At 74.1% G+C, this 15,351-nt stretch carries 12 protein-coding genes; 7 read left to right on the top strand and 5 right to left on the bottom strand.

The features are described 5' to 3' along the window. Positions 1–227: 227 nt before the first annotated feature. From ACZ6QO_RS22640 to ACZ6QO_RS22630, 3 genes are read right to left on the bottom strand one after another with little or no spacing between them, the layout of a single operon-like run. Positions 228–1,577: a M20/M25/M40 family metallo-hydrolase gene (locus ACZ6QO_RS22640; RefSeq protein WP_465853558.1), complete on the bottom strand. Its 1,350-nt coding sequence runs from the start codon at positions 1,575–1,577 to the stop codon at positions 228–230. Continuing rightward, positions 1,574–3,406: a prolyl oligopeptidase family serine peptidase gene (locus tag ACZ6QO_RS22635; RefSeq protein ID WP_465853556.1), complete on the bottom strand. Its 1,833-nt coding sequence runs from the start codon at positions 3,404–3,406 to the stop codon at positions 1,574–1,576. Before ACZ6QO_RS22635 ends, ACZ6QO_RS22640 begins: the two co-directional genes overlap by 4 nt. A 35-nt stretch (positions 3,407–3,441) precedes the next feature. Continuing rightward, positions 3,442–4,557 carry a C39 family peptidase gene (locus ACZ6QO_RS22630; RefSeq protein ID WP_465853554.1) on the bottom strand — a complete coding sequence of 372 codons (1,116 nt, stop codon included), beginning with the start codon at positions 4,555–4,557 and terminating at the stop codon, positions 3,442–3,444. A gap of 200 nt (positions 4,558–4,757) precedes the next feature. Between ACZ6QO_RS22630 and merB the strand changes: the two genes are divergently transcribed. The 7 genes from merB to ACZ6QO_RS22595 all read left to right on the top strand — a co-directional run bounded on the left by merB (position 4,758) and on the right by ACZ6QO_RS22595 (position 13,698). Then, positions 4,758–5,420 carry an organomercurial lyase gene (gene merB / locus ACZ6QO_RS22625; protein ID WP_465853552.1) on the top strand — a complete coding sequence of 221 codons (663 nt, stop codon included), beginning with the start codon at positions 4,758–4,760 and terminating at the stop codon, positions 5,418–5,420. A 205-nt stretch (positions 5,421–5,625) separates the two neighbouring features. Next, positions 5,626–6,405 (top strand): peptidoglycan recognition protein family protein, encoded by a 780-nt coding sequence (locus ACZ6QO_RS22620; protein WP_465853551.1) that lies wholly within the window; start codon positions 5,626–5,628, stop codon positions 6,403–6,405. A gap of 122 nt (positions 6,406–6,527) precedes the next feature. After that, positions 6,528–8,345 carry a methylmalonyl-CoA mutase subunit beta gene (locus tag ACZ6QO_RS22615; RefSeq protein WP_465853549.1) on the top strand — a complete coding sequence of 606 codons (1,818 nt, stop codon included), beginning with the start codon at positions 6,528–6,530 and terminating at the stop codon, positions 8,343–8,345. Continuing rightward, a complete protein-coding gene (scpA, locus tag ACZ6QO_RS22610; protein ID WP_465853547.1) occupies positions 8,342–10,549 on the top strand; it encodes a methylmalonyl-CoA mutase in 2,208 nt (735 codons plus the stop codon). Before ACZ6QO_RS22615 ends, scpA begins: the two co-directional genes overlap by 4 nt. 15 nt (positions 10,550–10,564) lie before the next feature. Then, complete coding sequence (gene meaB / locus ACZ6QO_RS22605) at positions 10,565–11,554, top strand: methylmalonyl Co-A mutase-associated GTPase MeaB (RefSeq protein WP_465853545.1); 990 nt, start codon at positions 10,565–10,567, stop codon at positions 11,552–11,554. Positions 11,555–11,746: 192 nt separating this feature from the next. Then, positions 11,747–12,073 carry a hypothetical protein gene (locus tag ACZ6QO_RS22600; protein ID WP_465853543.1) on the top strand — a complete coding sequence of 109 codons (327 nt, stop codon included), beginning with the start codon at positions 11,747–11,749 and terminating at the stop codon, positions 12,071–12,073. 125 nt (positions 12,074–12,198) lie between these two features. Next, complete coding sequence (locus tag ACZ6QO_RS22595) at positions 12,199–13,698, top strand: phosphatase PAP2 family protein (protein WP_465853541.1); 1,500 nt, start codon at positions 12,199–12,201, stop codon at positions 13,696–13,698. Between the two features lie 266 nt (positions 13,699–13,964). Here the strand turns inward: ACZ6QO_RS22595 and ACZ6QO_RS22590 are convergent, their stop codons facing one another. Next, positions 13,965–14,222: a TFIIB-type zinc ribbon-containing protein gene (locus ACZ6QO_RS22590; protein ID WP_465853539.1), complete on the bottom strand. Its 258-nt coding sequence runs from the start codon at positions 14,220–14,222 to the stop codon at positions 13,965–13,967. Between the two features lie 35 nt (positions 14,223–14,257). Beyond that, positions 14,258–15,310, bottom strand: a complete 1,053-nt coding sequence (locus ACZ6QO_RS22585) for a phosphotransferase (RefSeq protein ID WP_465853537.1) — start codon at positions 15,308–15,310, stop codon at positions 14,258–14,260. Positions 15,311–15,351 lie beyond the last annotated feature (41 nt).

Here is a 15,351-nt window from a genome sequence, read left to right as displayed (position 1 = left end):
CGTTTCCGGCGCGAGGTGTGCGAGCGATCCGAATTCTTCACGATGTATTCACGATGGCACGCCGTGCACTAACGTGCCTTGTCCATCCCCGGCATTACGGGGAACCTCGGTAGCAGTATTCCCCGGAATGCCGGGATTAGTACCTTTTCGGCACGCCGGCGAGGCCGCAGGCCGCCGAGGGTCGTTCAGGCCGCACGAAACGCCGCCCGGGCGGCAGGAGAGCCGGTTCAGGCGGCGGGAGAGGCGAGCAGGCGGTCCAGGACGCGGACGCCGAACTCCAGCCCGGCCACCGGCACCCGCTCGTCCACGCCGTGGAACATGCCGAAGTAGTCCAGGCCCGGGTCCAGCATCAGCGGCGCGAAGCCGTACCCCCGGATGCCGATCTTGGCGAACGACTTGGCGTCGGTGCCGCCGGTCATGACGTAGGGCACGGGCCGGCCGTCCGGGTCCTCGGCCAGCAGCGCGGCGCACAGGTCGCCGAACAGGCCCTCGGTGGGGGAGGCCACGCCGTCGTCGAAGCTCACGAACTCCCGGGTGATCTTGGGGCCGAGCAGCCGGTCGACCGTCTCCAGGAACTCGTCGCGGAACCCGGGGAGGAACCTGCCGTCCACGTGCGCCTCCGCCGTGCCCGGGATCACGTTGACCTTGTACCCGGCGTCCAGCATGGTGGGGTTCGCCGAGTTGCGGATCACGCCCTTGAACAGCGTGCCGGCCCTGCCGAGCCGCTCGGCCTCCTCGTCCAGCCGGTCCAGGTCGATGCTCGTCCCGAGCGCCTTGCCCAGGTCTTCGATGAGGGTGGCGACGGCCGGGGTGAGCCGGACGGGCCAGCGGTGGTCGGCGAGGCGGGCGAGCGCCCGGCACAGCTCGGCCACAGGGTTGTCGACCGGCGGTTTGGAGCCGTGGCCGGCCACGCCGTGCGCGGTGACCTTCATCCACGCGGTGCCGCGCTCGCCGACCGCCACCGGGTAGACCCGCCCGCCGTGCGGCCCGGTCACGCTGAAGCCGCCGGACTCGCTGATGGCCTCGGTGCAGCCCTCGAACAGGTCGCGGTGCCGGGTGACGGCGTACCCGGCGCCGTAGTCGCCGGTCGCCTCCTCGTCGGCCAGGAACGCCAGCACGATGTCGCGCCGCGGACGCACCCCGCGCCTGGCCCAGTCGCGCACCAGGGCCAGCGTCATCGACAGCGTGCCCTTCATGTCGACCGCGCCGCGCCCGTTGACGCACCCGTCGGCGATCTCGCCGGAGAAGGGGTGCATGCGCCACTCGGCGGGGTCGGCCGGGACGACGTCCAGGTGGCCGTGGATCAGCAGCGCCTCGGGGTCGTCGCCGGGGATGCGGGCCACGACGCTCGCGCGCCGCGGCGCCGACTCGAACACCGTGGGCTCGACGCCGGCGTCGGACAGCAGCCCGGCCACGTACTCGGCGGCCAGGCGCTCGCCCGAGCCGTCCGGGGTGCCGTCGTTGGTGGTGTCGATCCTGAGCAGGTCCGAGCAGATGCCCGCGACCCCCGTCTCGCCGGCCCCGTTCACGCCTGCCCCGCCCGTCTTCGTCGTCCTGGTGGTGTCGGCCTCGGTCACGTTCTTCCTTTCAGCGCCAGCGGCGGCACCTCGGGGGTGGGGAAGCCGAAGATCAGCCCGTAGAACGCCAGCTCGGCCTCCAGCGCCGTGACGATCGTCTCCTCCCGCCGCCAGCCGTGCTGTTCCCCGGGGAAGGTCAGATACGCCCACCGCCCGCCGTGCTCGTCCAGGGCGGCGATGAAGCGCTCGGCCTGGCCGGGGTCGACGATGGCGTCCTCCAGGCCGTGCATCAGCAGCGCCGGCCCGGACGCCCGCCCCGCGTGCAGCGTGGGGGAGCGGTCCAGGTAGCGCTGCCGGGTCTCGGGCAGCGGTCCGATGAGCCCGTCGAGGTAGCGGGACTCGAAGTCGTGGGTCTCCCGCGCCCAGCCCTCCGGATCGGTGATGGCGTAGTGGGCCACCGCGCCGCGGAAGACGTCGCTGTGCACGAGCGCGGCGACCGACGTCCACCCGCCCGCGCTGCCGCCGCGGATGGCGACGCGCCCGGGGTCGGCGAGCCCTGCGGCGATCAGGCCGCGGGCGACGGCCTCGCTGTCGCGCACGTCCACGACGCCCCAGTTGTGGCGCAGCCGCTCGCGGTACGCCCGGCCGTACCCGGTGGAGCCGCCGTAGTTGACCTCGGCGACGCCGATGCCCCTGCTGGTGAAGTAGGCGATCTCCAGGTCGAACACCATCGGGCTGGACCCGGTCGGGCCGCCGTGCACGAACATCACGTACGGGGACGGGGCGCCGTCCACGGCGCCGGCCGGCGGGTACACGTGGGCGTGCACGCCGTCGAAGACCATCGCGCTCGGCGTCGGCAGCACCGCCGGGTCGGGCAGGCGCTTGGGGCGGGACAGCACCTCGCGCCCGCCGGTCTCCAGGTCGACGCGGACCACCTCGAACGGCTTGTGCGGCGAACCGCCGACACCGACGACGGCGCCGCCGCCGGGCGAGGCCGACAGGGCCGGGGCCCAGTAGGTGTAGGAGCCGCCCACGTCGGCGATCTCGCCGGTGGCCGGGTCCAGCACGCCGAGCCGCTTGCCGTCGGCCGTGCCGTGCACGGTGACGACGCGGTCGCCGGCGAGCGTGAACCACTGGTAGCCGAGCTTCCAGGCCGCGTCGCCGAACTCCTCCGGCAGCGGGGTGAGGTTGCGCGGCGGGGCTCCGTCGAGGGTGACCAGGTGGAGGTTCCACCAGCCGGTCGGGTCGGTCACGGCGTACAGGGAGTCGTCGTCGCGCCACTCGGCCTGCGCCACCGCCTCCTCGGGCCCCCCGGCCACGACGCGGTGCGGCCCGGCGGTGCCGTCCTCGCGCAGCGGGGCCACGCACAGCGAGGTGCCGTCCCACGGCATGGCGGGGTGGTCGTAGCCGATCCAGGCGATCTGGCCGCCGCCGGGGGACAGGCGGGGGTTGAAGATGAAGTGCTGCGCCTTGACCACCACGCGCGCCGGGCCGCCGTCCAGCGGCACGGCGACCAGGTCGCGCTCGTCCTTGGTCTCGCGCACGCACCACACCTCCTCGCCGTGCACGACGAGGTCGGCGTAGCGGGACGCGCCCGGCGGGGTGAGCGGCGCCGGGTCGCCGCCCGGCCGCAGGACGTACAGCCGCTGGTCCTGCCAGTTGGTGAAGACCAGCCCGCCGCCCGGGAGCGGCCGCCAGGAGCGGCCGCCGTACTCGATCACCCGGTTGCGGGCGTTCCAGCCCGGCGGCAGGACGTCGTGGACGGCTCCGCCGGGGTCGCGCCGCACGACGCACCGCCGCCCGCCCTCGGCCGGGCGCGGCTCGTCCCACCAGACCTCCTCACCGGCGCTGGTTGGCACGACCTCAACCCAGAACGGGCGGTCGTCCACGCGTGCGACGTCAACGGCAGTGATAGGAGATGGGATCACCAGTTGCCCTCTGAGGATGGGAGTGGGATGTCGTGCGGGTGGATGACATGGACGATTCCCCCGCTGCTGGTGCTGCGTAACCAGACGTTCTCGAACGCGGCCCGTGGATAGATTCTCTTGACCGTCTCGTCGGACGCGCCCGCCGGGTCGTTGGCGATGACGTCCCCGCCGGCGGTGAACCCGATGACGACCATCAGGTGGCCGCGCGTGGAGTAGCCCGAGCCGGGCAGCTCGTGCTCCTTGAACGACTGGGAGGTGATCAGCGGGATGCCGGCCGCGATGAAGCGTTCCACTTCGGCCAGCGAGCGCAGGCGGGTGACGAAACCGCTCAGCCCGTACCGCCCCGCGTAGGCGACGCTGAACGGCCAGTTGCCGGTGCCCTGGTAGCTGTGGTCGTACATGTCGCGCGCCGCGTGGTCCACGGCGGGGCACGGGTCGGCCGGGTCGACGAACCGCAGCTCGTCGGGGCCGGGCCCGCGTCCCCAGTATTGCAGCACCATCGTCGTCGACGCCGGGCTGCACCAGGCCTCGCCCCCGCCGCCCCATTCGGGGTAGTGGCCGGCGTGGGTGCGCTGCGAACGCGGGGGCACGCCGAGCTCGACCCCGGCGGCCTCGCCGGGCGGGCTGGCCGGGACGCCGGCGCGCGTGGGCAGCGCCGAGGCCATCACGCCGACCGAGCGCACGGCGGCCCCCGGGCCGTGCAGCGTGATCCGCAGGCGGTAGGCGGAGACCGGCCGGCGGGCGACGAAGGTGTCCACGGCGACGTCGCCGTCCTCGTCGCCCTGACCCGGCAGCGAGGTGCGGTGGATGTCGCCGTCACCCTCGGCCCAGTGCCCCATGTCGTACCACTTGGTCAGCCCGCCGGTGACGGTGCGCGCCTGGAGCTGGACGCGCAGCCACGAGCCGGGCGGCGTGGCGGCCGTCCACGAGGGGACCAGCTCGGTCGCGGGGAAGCCGATCTCGCGCTCCTCCGAGGTCCAGCGGGTGTACGGCCAGGTGGTGGCCGCGCCGCCGAACGGGTCCAGGTGGGCCGTGACGCCGCTCTCGGAGGGGGCCACGGCGGCCCAGCGATGGAAGACGACGGGAATCAGGTCGGCGGACGGGTTGGCCACCCTGCGATTGTGGTTTCGCCCTCTGTGCGGCGCATCGGATGGTTTACGTATTCGACACATGGCTTCCGGTCCAGGTGATGCCGCACTATGCATCACCCTGAATACCGAAATATAGCTATAAGCAGCTCAGGCGGTGGCGCGCTCTCCCCCCGCTCCCCGCCCGTGGCATCGACCCATCCCGGGCCGGGTACGTCAGACGCATGCGCGATCTTGCGGACGTGCGGGTGTTCGTCTACCAGTGGTTCGCCGAACGAGGGGAGCCGCCGCGTCCGGAGGACGTGGCCGCCGAGTTCGGGGTGGACACGGCCGGGGCGCTGGACGCGCTCGGGGCGCTGCACGACGCCCACCTGCTCGTCCTGGACACCGGACGGCGCCGCATCCTCATGGCCCACCCCTGGGCGGCCCGGTCCCTCGGCTTCGTGGTCACCGACGAGCGGGTGAAGTGGTGGGGCGGCTGCGCCTGGGACTCCTTCGCCATCCCCTCGCTCGTCGGCCGTCCCTGCCTGGTGGCGACGCACTGCCCGGGCTGCGGCAGGGCGCTCGCGGTCGACGTGTGCCCCGACGGGCACCCGCCCGTCGACCTGGTCGCGCACTTCCTGGTCCCCATCCCGCGCATGTGGGACGACGTGCTGTACTCCTGCGCGCACCAGTCGCTGTTCTGCTCGGAGGAGCACGTCGGCCGCTGGCTGCGCCAGAACCACAGCCCGCGCGGCGCGATCCTCGACATGCGGACGCTGTGGCTGCTGGCCACCCGCTGGTACGCCGGCCGGCTCACCAGGGAGTACCGCCGCCGCACCCCCGACGAGGCGCGGGCCCTGTTCCACGAACTCGGCCTCGTCGGCCCCTTCTGGGGAGCGGCCTGAAGGCGGCCGCGTCCCGCGAAATCTGCCCGAATGCTGCGACTTCCTATGCGTAATTAACGAATTACGCCATGTGCTCATGTAGTGCTGGTTAGGGTGGCCATACGGATTCACTGCACTGGGAACCACTAAGAGGCGGTTTGACGTCGCTACCGGTGGACAGTGGGCCCTGAGTCCGCAGAACGCGTTCGTCCCCCAGGAGAAGTCAGTGGCAATCGACCTCGTGTCGCGCGAAGCCTGGGGCGCTCGCGCCCCGCGCGGCTCCTACTCGACGGTGACCTCGAACCGAGGCGTCAAGGTGCACTACACCGGCGGCCGGGTCGACCCCGCGATCGTGAACGACCACGCCAAGTGCGTCGCCATGGTGAAGTCCATCCAGAACTTCCACATGGACGGCAACGGCTGGCTGGACATCGGCTACAGCATGGTCGTCTGCCCCCACCGCAAGGTCTTCGTCGGGCGCGGCGCCCACCACCTGCCCGCCGCCAACGGCGCCGGCCTGAACAGCGCCCACTACGCCGTCCTCGGCCTGGTGGGCGACAGCGGCCTGGTGCAGCCGCCGGACGCCATGCTCGAAGGCATCGTGGACGCCATCGAGTACCTGCGTGAGCGCGGCGGCGCCGGCAAGGAGATCAAGGGGCACCGCGACGGCTACTCCACCGACTGCCCCGGCGAGCCGCTGTACGCGTGGGTGCGCAAGGGGGCGCCCCGCCCCGGCGACGGCGGGACCGGCCCGTCGACCCCTCCGCAGGACCACCCGCAGTGGCCGGGCAGGCTGCTGAAGTACCCGCCGATCATGCGCGGCGAGGACGTGCGCACCTGGCAGTCCCAGATGGACAAGCGCGGCTTCACCATCGACGTGGACGGCGCCTACGGCCCGGCGTCCAAGGCGGTCTGCCGCGACTTCCAGAAGCAGCAGAAGCTGGACGTCGACGGCATCGTCGGCGAGCACACCTGGGACGCGGCCTTCGAGGCCCCCATCACCTGAGCACCGCCGGCCGCCGGGCGGCACGCGGGGCCGCACGCCGCCGCCGGGCCTCGCCCGTCCGCCCGGCGGCCACGGCCAGGGCCGGTGACGCTCCCGCCGCGCCACCACCTACGATCCATGTCATGACCGTGCAGCATGAGGAGTTCCGACCGGGGGCCGGCTTCCCGCCCGGCACGCGCGAGGAGTGGCGGCGGGCGGCCGTGAGCGTGCTGCGCAGGTCCGGCGCCGACGTCGGCTCCCCCGAGGAGGCGCTGGCGCACACGACCTACGACGGCGTGACGCTCCGGCCGCTCTACGACGCCTCCGACCTGCCCGGCGACCCCGGGCTCCCCGGGTTCGCGCCCTACGTCCGCGGCGCCCGCGCCGCCGGCGGCGCGCCGTCCGGCTGGGACGTGCGCCAGCGCCACGCCCACCCCGTCCCCGCCGTCACCCGCGAGGCGGTGCTCGCCGACCTGGAGAACGGCGTCACCTCGCTGTGGCTGGTCCTCGGCGACGGCGGGCTCGACCCCTCCGCCCTGCCGCAGGCGCTCGACGGGGTCTACCTCGACCTCGCCCCCGTCGTCCTTTCCGCCGGAGCGGACACGCGGCAGGCCGCCGAGGCCTACCTGCGCCTGGCCGGCGAGCGCGGCACCGCCCCGGCGGGCGGCAACCTCGGCGCCGACCCGATCGGCCTGCGCGCCAGGACCGGGCGGCCCGCGCCGCTGGAGGACGCCGTCGCCCTGGCCCGGCGCGCCCGGCAGGTCCCCTCCCTGCGCGCGATCACCGTCGACGCCACCCCCTACCACGACGCGGGCGGCGCCGACGCCGAAGAGCTCGGCTGCTCCCTGGCCACCGGCGTCGCCTACCTGCGCGCCCTCACCGACGGCGGCCTGACGCTGGAGGAGGCGCTCGGGCAGCTCGAGTTCCGCTACGCCGCCACCGCCGACCAGTTCCTCACGATCGCCAAGTTCCGCGCCGCCCGCATGCTCTGGGCCCGCGTCGCCGAGGCCTGCGGCGCGCCCGAGCTGGGCGGCCAGCTCCAGCACGCGGTCACCTCCTCGGCGATGATGACCGCCCGTGACCCGTGGGTGAACATGCTCCGCACGACCCTCGCCTGCTTCGGCGCCGGCGTCGGCGGCGCGGACGCCGTCACCGTCCAGCCCTTCGACGCCCGCCTCGGCCTGCCCGACGCCTTCGCCCGGCGCATCGCCCGCAACACCCACTCCCTGCTGGTCGAGGAGGCCGGCGTGGCCCGCGTCACCGACCCCGCCGGCGGCTCCTGGTACGCCGAGCGGCTCACCGCCGACCTGGCGGGCAAGGCGTGGGAGTGGTTCCAGCAGATCGAACGGGCCGGCGGCGCCGAGGCGGCGCTCGAACGGCTCATCCCCGAGCGCCTGGCCGCCACCTGGGCCCGCCGCTCCCGCGACATCGCCCTGCGCAGGCAGCCGATCACCGGCGTCAGCGAGTTCCCCCACCTGGACGAGCGGCGCCCCGTCCGCGAGCCGGCGCCCGAGCCCGCCGGGGGCGGCCTGCCCCGGGTCCACTACGCCGAGCAGTTCGAGGCCCTGCGCGACCGGGCCGACCGGGCGCCCGAGCGGCCCCTGGTGTTCCTCGCCGCCATCGGCCCCGCGGCCGCGCACACCGCGCGCGCCTCCTTCGCCGCCAACCTGTTCCAGGCCGGCGGCATCGCCACCGTCACCGGCGGCGCGAGCACCGACCCCGCGGCGATCGCCGCGGCGTTCGCCCGCAGCGGCGCCGCCGTCGCCTGCCTGTGCTCCAGCGACGCGCTGTACGCCGAGCACGCCCAGGCGGTCGCCGCCGCACTGGCGGCGGCGGGGGCGCGCAAGGTCTGGCTGGCGGGGAAGGGCCACTATGAGGGCGTGGACGCCGTCCTGCACACCGGCGGAGACGCGCTCGACGTGCTCCGCACCACCTTCGACGACCTGGGGGTCGCACCGTGATTCCCGACTTCGCGCAGGTGCCGCTGACGGCGTCCGCGGCCGCGCCGCCCCCGCAGGGAACGGGCGGCCCGCGGGGCGACCTGGCGAGCTGGGCGCGGGCCGTGCGCGACCAGGTCGGCAAGGACCCCGCCGACCTGGTGTGGGACACCCCTGAGGGCATCGGCGTCAAGCCGCTCTACACCGCCGGGGACCTCGACGGCCTGGACTTTCTGTCCACCTACCCCGGCATGGCGCCGTACCTGCGCGGCCCCTACCCGACGATGTACGTCAACCAGCCGTGGACGATCAGGCAGTACGCCGGGTTCTCCACCGCCGAGCAGTCCAACGCCTTCTACCGGCGCAACCTGGCCGCCGGCCAGAAGGGCCTGTCGGTCGCCTTCGACCTGGCCACCCACCGCGGCTACGACTCCGACCACCCGCGCGTGGCCGGCGACGTCGGCATGGCCGGCGTGGCCATCGACTCGATCTACGACATGCGGCAGCTGTTCGACGGCATCCCGCTCGACCGCATGAGCGTGTCCATGACCATGAACGGCGCGGTGCTCCCGGTGCTCGCGCTGTACATCGTCGCCGCCGAGGAGCAGGGAGTGGCCCCCGAGCAGCTCGCCGGGACCATCCAGAACGACATCCTCAAAGAGTTCATGGTCCGCAACACCTACATCTACCCGCCCGGGCCGTCGATGCGGATCATCTCCGACATCTTCTCCTACACCTCCCGGCGGATGCCGAAGTTCAACTCCATCTCGATCTCCGGCTACCACATCCAGGAGGCCGGGGCCACCTGCGACCTGGAGCTGGCGTACACCCTCGCCGACGGGGTCGAGTACCTCCGGGCGGGAGTGCAGGCCGGGATGGACGTCGACGCGTTCGCGCCGCGCCTGTCGTTCTTCTGGTGCATCGGCATGAACTTCTTCATGGAGGTCGCCAAGCTGCGCGCCGCGCGGCTGCTGTGGGCCACCCTGGTCAAGGGCTTCGGCGCCCGCGACCCCAAGTCGCTGTCGCTGCGCACCCACTCCCAGACCTCCGGCTGGTCGCTGACCGCGCAGGACGTCTTCAACAACGTCGTGCGCACCTGCGTGGAGGCCATGGCGGCCACCCAGGGGCACACCCAGTCCCTGCACACCAACGCCCTGGACGAGGCGCTGGCGCTGCCCACCGACTTCTCCGCCCGCGTCGCCCGCAACACCCAGCTGCTGCTCCAGCAGGAGTCCGGCACCTGCCGGGTGATCGACCCGTGGGGCGGCAGCGCGTACGTCGAGCGGCTCACCTACGAGCTGGCCCGCGCCGCGTGGGGCCACATCCAGGAGGTCGAACGGGCGGGCGGCATGGCCAAGGCCATCGACGCCGGGCTGCCCAAGCTGCGCATCGAGGAGGCCGCCGCCCGCACCCAGGCGCGCATCGACTCCGGCCGGCAGCCGGTCATCGGCGTCAACAAGTACCGCACCGGCTCCGACGAGGACATCGAGGTGCTCAAGGTCGACAACACCGCGGTCCGCGCCCAGCAGATCGACAAGCTGCGCCGCCTGCGCGAGGAACGCGACGAGCGGGCCTGCCGCGACGCCCTGGACGCCCTCACCCGCGGCGCCGCCGCCGACGGCAACCTGCTCGACCTGGCCGTCCAGGCGGCGCGGGCCAAGGCCACGGTGGGCGAGATCTCCGACGCGCTGGAGAAGATCTTCGGGCGGCACGCCGGTCAGATCCGTACCATCTCAGGGGTGTACCGCGACGAGGCGGGCGACGCCGCCGGCATCGAGAAGGTCCGGGCGGCCTGCGCGGCGTTCGAGCGCGAGGAGGGCCGCCGGCCGCGCATCCTGGTCGCCAAGATCGGCCAGGACGGGCACGACCGCGGCCAGAAGGTCATCGCCACGGCCTTCGCCGACCTCGGCTTCGACGTCGACGTGGGCCCGCTGTTCCAGACCCCGGCCGAGGTGGCCCGCCAGGCCGTCGAGGCGGACGTGCACGTCGTCGGCGTGTCCTCGCTGGCGGCCGGGCACCTGGCGCTGGTGCCCGAGCTGCGCGAGCGCCTCGCCGGGCTCGGCCGCGACGACATCATGATCGTCGTGGGCGGGGTGATCCCTCCGGGCGACTTCGAGGCGCTGCGGCGGGCGGGGGCGAGCGCGATCTTCCCGCCCGGCACGGTCATCGCCGAGGCGGCGCTGGACCTGATGCGCGAGCTGTCCGGCCGGCTCGGCCACGCCACCTAGGACCGGAAGGGGCCAATGCCGTCGCTTGAGGACTACGTCCAGGGCGTCCGCGAGGGCGCCGTCGGGTGGATCGCCCGTGCCATCACCCTCGTCGAGTCCACCCGGGCCGACCACCGGGAGCTGGCCCAGCGGCTGCTCGTCGAGCTGACGCCGCTGTCCGGCAAGGCCAGGCGCGTCGGGGTGACCGGCGTGCCCGGCGTCGGCAAGTCCACCTTCATCGACGCCCTCGGCGTCCACCTCACCGGCGAGGGGCACCGCGTCGCCGTGCTCGCCGTGGACCCCTCCTCCACCCGCACCGGCGGCAGCATCCTCGGCGACAAGACGCGCATGGCGCGGCTGTCGGCCGACCCCGCCGCCTACATCCGGCCCTCGCCCACCTCCGGCACCCTCGGCGGCGTCACCAAGGCCACCCGCGAGGCCATGGTCGTCGTCGAGGCGGCCGGATTCGACGTGGTGCTGGTGGAGACGGTGGGCGTCGGCCAGTCCGAGACCGCCGTCGCCGAGATGGTGGACACCTTCCTGCTGCTCACCCTCGCCCGCACCGGCGACCAGCTCCAGGGCATCAAGAAGGGGGTGCTGGAGCTGGCGGACGTCATCGCGGTCAACAAGGCCGACGGCCCGCACGAGATGGACGCCCGCAAGGCCGCCCGCGAACTGTCCGGCGCGCTGCGGCTGCTGCGGGCGGGCGGCGGCGGCTGGGACACCCCCGTCCTCACGTGCAGCGCCCTGGAAGGCGCCGGCCTGCCCGAGCTGTGGCGGCGGATCGTCGGCCATCAGGACCTGCTGGAGGCCTCCGGCGAGCTCGCCGCCAAGCGCCGCCGCCAGCAGGTCGGCTGGACCTGGACCCTCGTGCGCGACCGCCTGCTCGCCCGCCTCACCGACGACCCCGCGGTGGCCGCCATCACCGCCGAGGTCGAACGCGAGGTCCTCGAAGGCTCCCTGACCCCCTCCCTGGCCGCCGACCGCCTCCTGTCGGCCTTCGACCGCCGCCCTGACCAGCCCTGACCAGCCCTGACCGGGCCGGCCGGGTGTCACCGTCACCCGCTCTGGGGTGTCGCGGGGCGCCGGGACGGGTTACTTCCGTCGGTACGGTGGTCACTCTGAGTGGAAGAATTCTCTTCCCCAGGGAGCCGTCAGCCGCGTTCACCGGCTCAATGATGTCACCATGACGACACACTGAGTTAACAGGAGGCGTGCGTGAGTGGTGATCTGGAGCCGCGGCAGGCCCGGCCAGGGGCGCCGGCGGAGCACGAGCCCGCGCGGCCGGGCGCCGGCCCCGACGAGTTCCCGCCGCTGTACGCCAGGGTGCGCCTGCTGTGCCGCCTGCTGGGGGAGGAGCGGTTCTTCCGCGCGGCGTTCGGCGACGCCGGGGTGCACCCGCGCGAGGCGGTCGTGGGCGAGCGCACCCGCGTCCTGGAGCTCGACGTCGACGAGGTGCTGCGCGCCGCCCTCGGCCGCGACGCCCCCGTGGACGCGCCCCCCTTCCGCGCCGCCGCCGAGCCGGGCACCCTGTCCGGGCGCTGAGGCGCCCCGCCCAAGCGCGACGCCGCCCACGCGCGAGGCCGTCCGCGCGCCCGCGTGCGACGCTGCCATGTACGTGCGACGCCGCCCACGTGCCGGGCTGGCTGGTGTGACTGGGCGCGCCTGGTGTGGGCACTAACGAAGGCATGTGGAACGCCAGCTCCAGCGGAACAGGGGTGCGCAAGCGGCTCGGCACCCTCGACCGGCGGCTGTTCAGGTCGGTGGCCGACGCGCACCTTCCCGGCTTCGACCTCGTCCTGCCGCGCCTGTCGCGCGCCGCGGACAACTCCCTGCTGTGGGCCGCCGTCGCCGGCGGCCTCGCGCTGACCGGCCGCAGGCGCATGCGGCGCGCCGCCATGCGGGGGATGCTGGCGATCAGCCTGGCCAGCCCCGTGGTCAACCTGCTCGGCAAGCGGGCGTTCGGCCGGGCGCGGCCCTCCATCGTCGACTTCCCGCTGGCGCGCCTCGGCCGGATCCCCTCCTCGCACTCCTTCCCGTCGGGGCACTCCGCCTCGGCGGCCGCGTTCGCCGCCGCCGTGGCGCTGGAGGCACCCGCCAAGGTCGCCGTGCCGGTCGCCGTCACCGCGGGCGCGGTGTGCTTCTCCCGCGTCTACACCGGCGTGCACTATCCCGGCGACGTGCTCGCCGGGACGGCGCTCGGCGTGACCGCGGCGCTGGTCACCAGGCGCCTGTGGCCGGGGCGGACGGTCATCGGCGAGGCCCGCGCCGCCGCCACCGCCCCGCTGCACGACCTCGACCCCGACGGCGAGGGGGTCGTCGCCGTGGTGAACAACGCCGCGGGGCACGACCCGTGCACCGCCGCCGCTGTGCGCAAGGCGCTGCCCAGGGCCGAGGTCGTCGAGACCGAGCCCGGCGAGGACGTGATGCGGCGTCTGCGAGAGGCCGCCAAGCGGGCCCGGGTGCTGGCCGTCGCCGGCGGGGACGGCACGATGAACTGCGGGGCGCAGGCGGCGATCGAGCACGGCGTCCCGCTGCTCCCCATTCCGGCCGGCACGTTCGACCACTTCGCCCGCACGCTCGGCATCGAGACCATCGAGGAGGCGGCCGCCGCCTACCGGTCGGGCCAGGTGGCGGCCGTGGACGTCGGAGAGGTCGGCGACCGGGTGTTCCTCAACACCGCGGGCGCCGGCATCTACCCGCTGGTCGTCGACCGCAGGGAGGAATGGGAGGACAAGCTCGGCAAATGGCCGGCGCTGGTGATCGCCATGGCCCAGGTGCTCATGCGCGACCGCCGCCCGCTCGAACTGGTCGTCGACGGCGTCCGCCGCAGGGTGTGGCTGCTGTTCGTCGGCAACTGCGCCTACGAGTCGCGCGGCATCGCGCCGACCCGCAGGAACAGACTGGAGGACGGCGTGCTGGACATCCGCATGCTGACGGCCGCCGGACGGCTGCCGCGCCTGCGCGCCATGGTGAGCACGATCTCCGGCGGGGTGGGCCTGTCGCGGCACTACACCCGGTGGCGGGCCGACACCCTGCGGCTCGCCGCGCCCGGGGACCCGGCGGGCGAGATCAGGCTGGCGCGCGACGGAGAGACGTTCACGGTGCCGGGACCGGTGGTGCTGGGCAAACGCCCGCGCACCCTCCTGATCTTCCGCGCCACCGACTGACCACACCCGAGGCCCGACCTGCAGACGAACGCCGAACGCCGCTGTTGCGGGGGCCGGCCACGCCGACGTGCTGGGGCACCCGCGGAGGGACGTAGCTCACACGGCGAACGAGGGCCGATCGTGCCCGTTCACACGGCCGCGCACGCCGGGCCAGGTCACATGCGTGCGGGCCGCTGTCACGTGCGTGCCGGCCGCCGTCACGTGCGTGACGGCGGCCGGTGGGGACGGCGTCGCGCGCCGTCCGGGCCGCGATGCCGGTGCGGTGCTCAGCTGGAGAAGAGCATGCCGACCCAGCTGCGCTGGTGATGGCCGTGGCGGCCGTGGTGCGGCGCGCCCCAGGCCGGGCCGCCGTGCACGGGGGGCGGCGCGGCGTACTGCTGCTGGGCCCACTGGCTCTCGATGCGAGACAGGGTCTCAAGCTCGCCGTAGTCGAGGAAGATGCCGCGGCAGTTCTCACACTGCTCGATGTGGACGCCGTTGCGGTCGTAGGTCCGCATGGTACCGCTGCACTTCGGGCAACGCATGGAGTCGATCTCCTTCGAGTGGTCCGGAGGCGACCCTACTGCGCCGTCGCGGCGTGTGCGATCCTCCCGCAGGAGGAGACGAGGGCTCGCTCTACTTCGTCGAGAGGACGGCCCTCCGCACCCGCCGCCGCCACAGCCGTGGCCGCCAACTGGACCGTCAACGCGCGGGCCGGGACGTCGAGTTCCCGCCACGGATCGGCGGCGGACACGGCCGTTCCGCCGGCGTCCAGGTAAGCCGGCAGGAAGCGCCCCCACAGGTCGGGGGAGAGCAGGCCGGTGGCGTACCAGGCCGCCGGGCGGGCCAGATCCCACGCCGGGTCACCGGCGCCCAGGTCGTCGACGTCGATGAGCACCCACTCGCCCTCGTACCGGACGACCTGCCCCAGATGGAAGTCCCCGTGGGTGAGCCCTCTCAGGGCAGCGGTCCCGGCGCGCGCGGAACCGTCCCGGGCGGGGGTCCCGGCGCGCGCGGAACCCTCCCGTGCCACGGTTCCGGCGTGCGCGGCCCCGCCGGGCGGCGGCGCGGGGGAGCCGGGGGGCGAAGGGGGGAAGGCGGTGGGAAGGCTGTGGAAGGCCGCCAGGATGGTCGCCGTGGGGCCGGCGAGTGCGCCGTCCAGGCCGCTCAACCGGCCGATGGCGCGGGCGAGCCGGGCCGGTCCCCCGGCAGGGGGAAGCGCCGGCACGGTCACCGGCGCGGCGTGCAGCCGGGCGAGCAGCACGGCCGCGGCCTCCCACGGCGCGCCCACCGGATCGGCGGGGTCCACCGGCTCGCCCGCGGGCCACACCGTCACCAGGCGTCCCTCCAGCCGTTCCGGCCGCTCGGCGAGCGGCGGCAGCAGCACCCCGGGCAGCGAGGCCGCGGCCCGCAGGCGCGCGGTCAGCGCCGCCTCGTCGACGCCGGGCGGATGCGCCTTGACCACCACGCCGCCGGCCCGCACGACCGTCACCCCGGTGTTCTTCAGCACCGCCGCCGCGGCCCCTCCGCCGTGCGCCCTCGCCAGCTCGGCCAGCCGCCCGGCGAGGCCGGCAGCGGTGTCCCTGATCTGTGGCGCGGTGTCGGCCGCCTCACCTTCTCGCTGCACGGTCACCGGTGCTCGTCGCCTCATCCCCGCCATGTACGGTCACCGGT

It is taken from the genome of Sphaerisporangium sp. NPDC049457 (assembly GCF_055586705.1).
The sequence above is the reverse complement of the archived record's forward strand: the minus strand, read 5'-3'. Positions and strand labels throughout refer to the sequence as shown.

Excerpts from the sequence above, each read along its gene's own strand:
- meaB (WP_465853545.1), top strand. The coding sequence starts at position 10,565 with ATGCCGTCGCTTGAGGACTACGTCCAGGGCGTCCGCGAGGGCGCCGTC.
- ACZ6QO_RS22615 (WP_465853549.1), top strand. The coding sequence starts at position 6,528 with ATGACCGTGCAGCATGAGGAGTTCCGACCGGGGGCCGGCTTCCCGCCC.
- merB (WP_465853552.1), top strand. The coding sequence starts at position 4,758 with ATGCGCGATCTTGCGGACGTGCGGGTGTTCGTCTACCAGTGGTTCGCC.
- ACZ6QO_RS22590 (WP_465853539.1), bottom strand. The coding sequence starts at position 14,222 with ATGCGTTGCCCGAAGTGCAGCGGTACCATGCGGACCTACGACCGCAAC.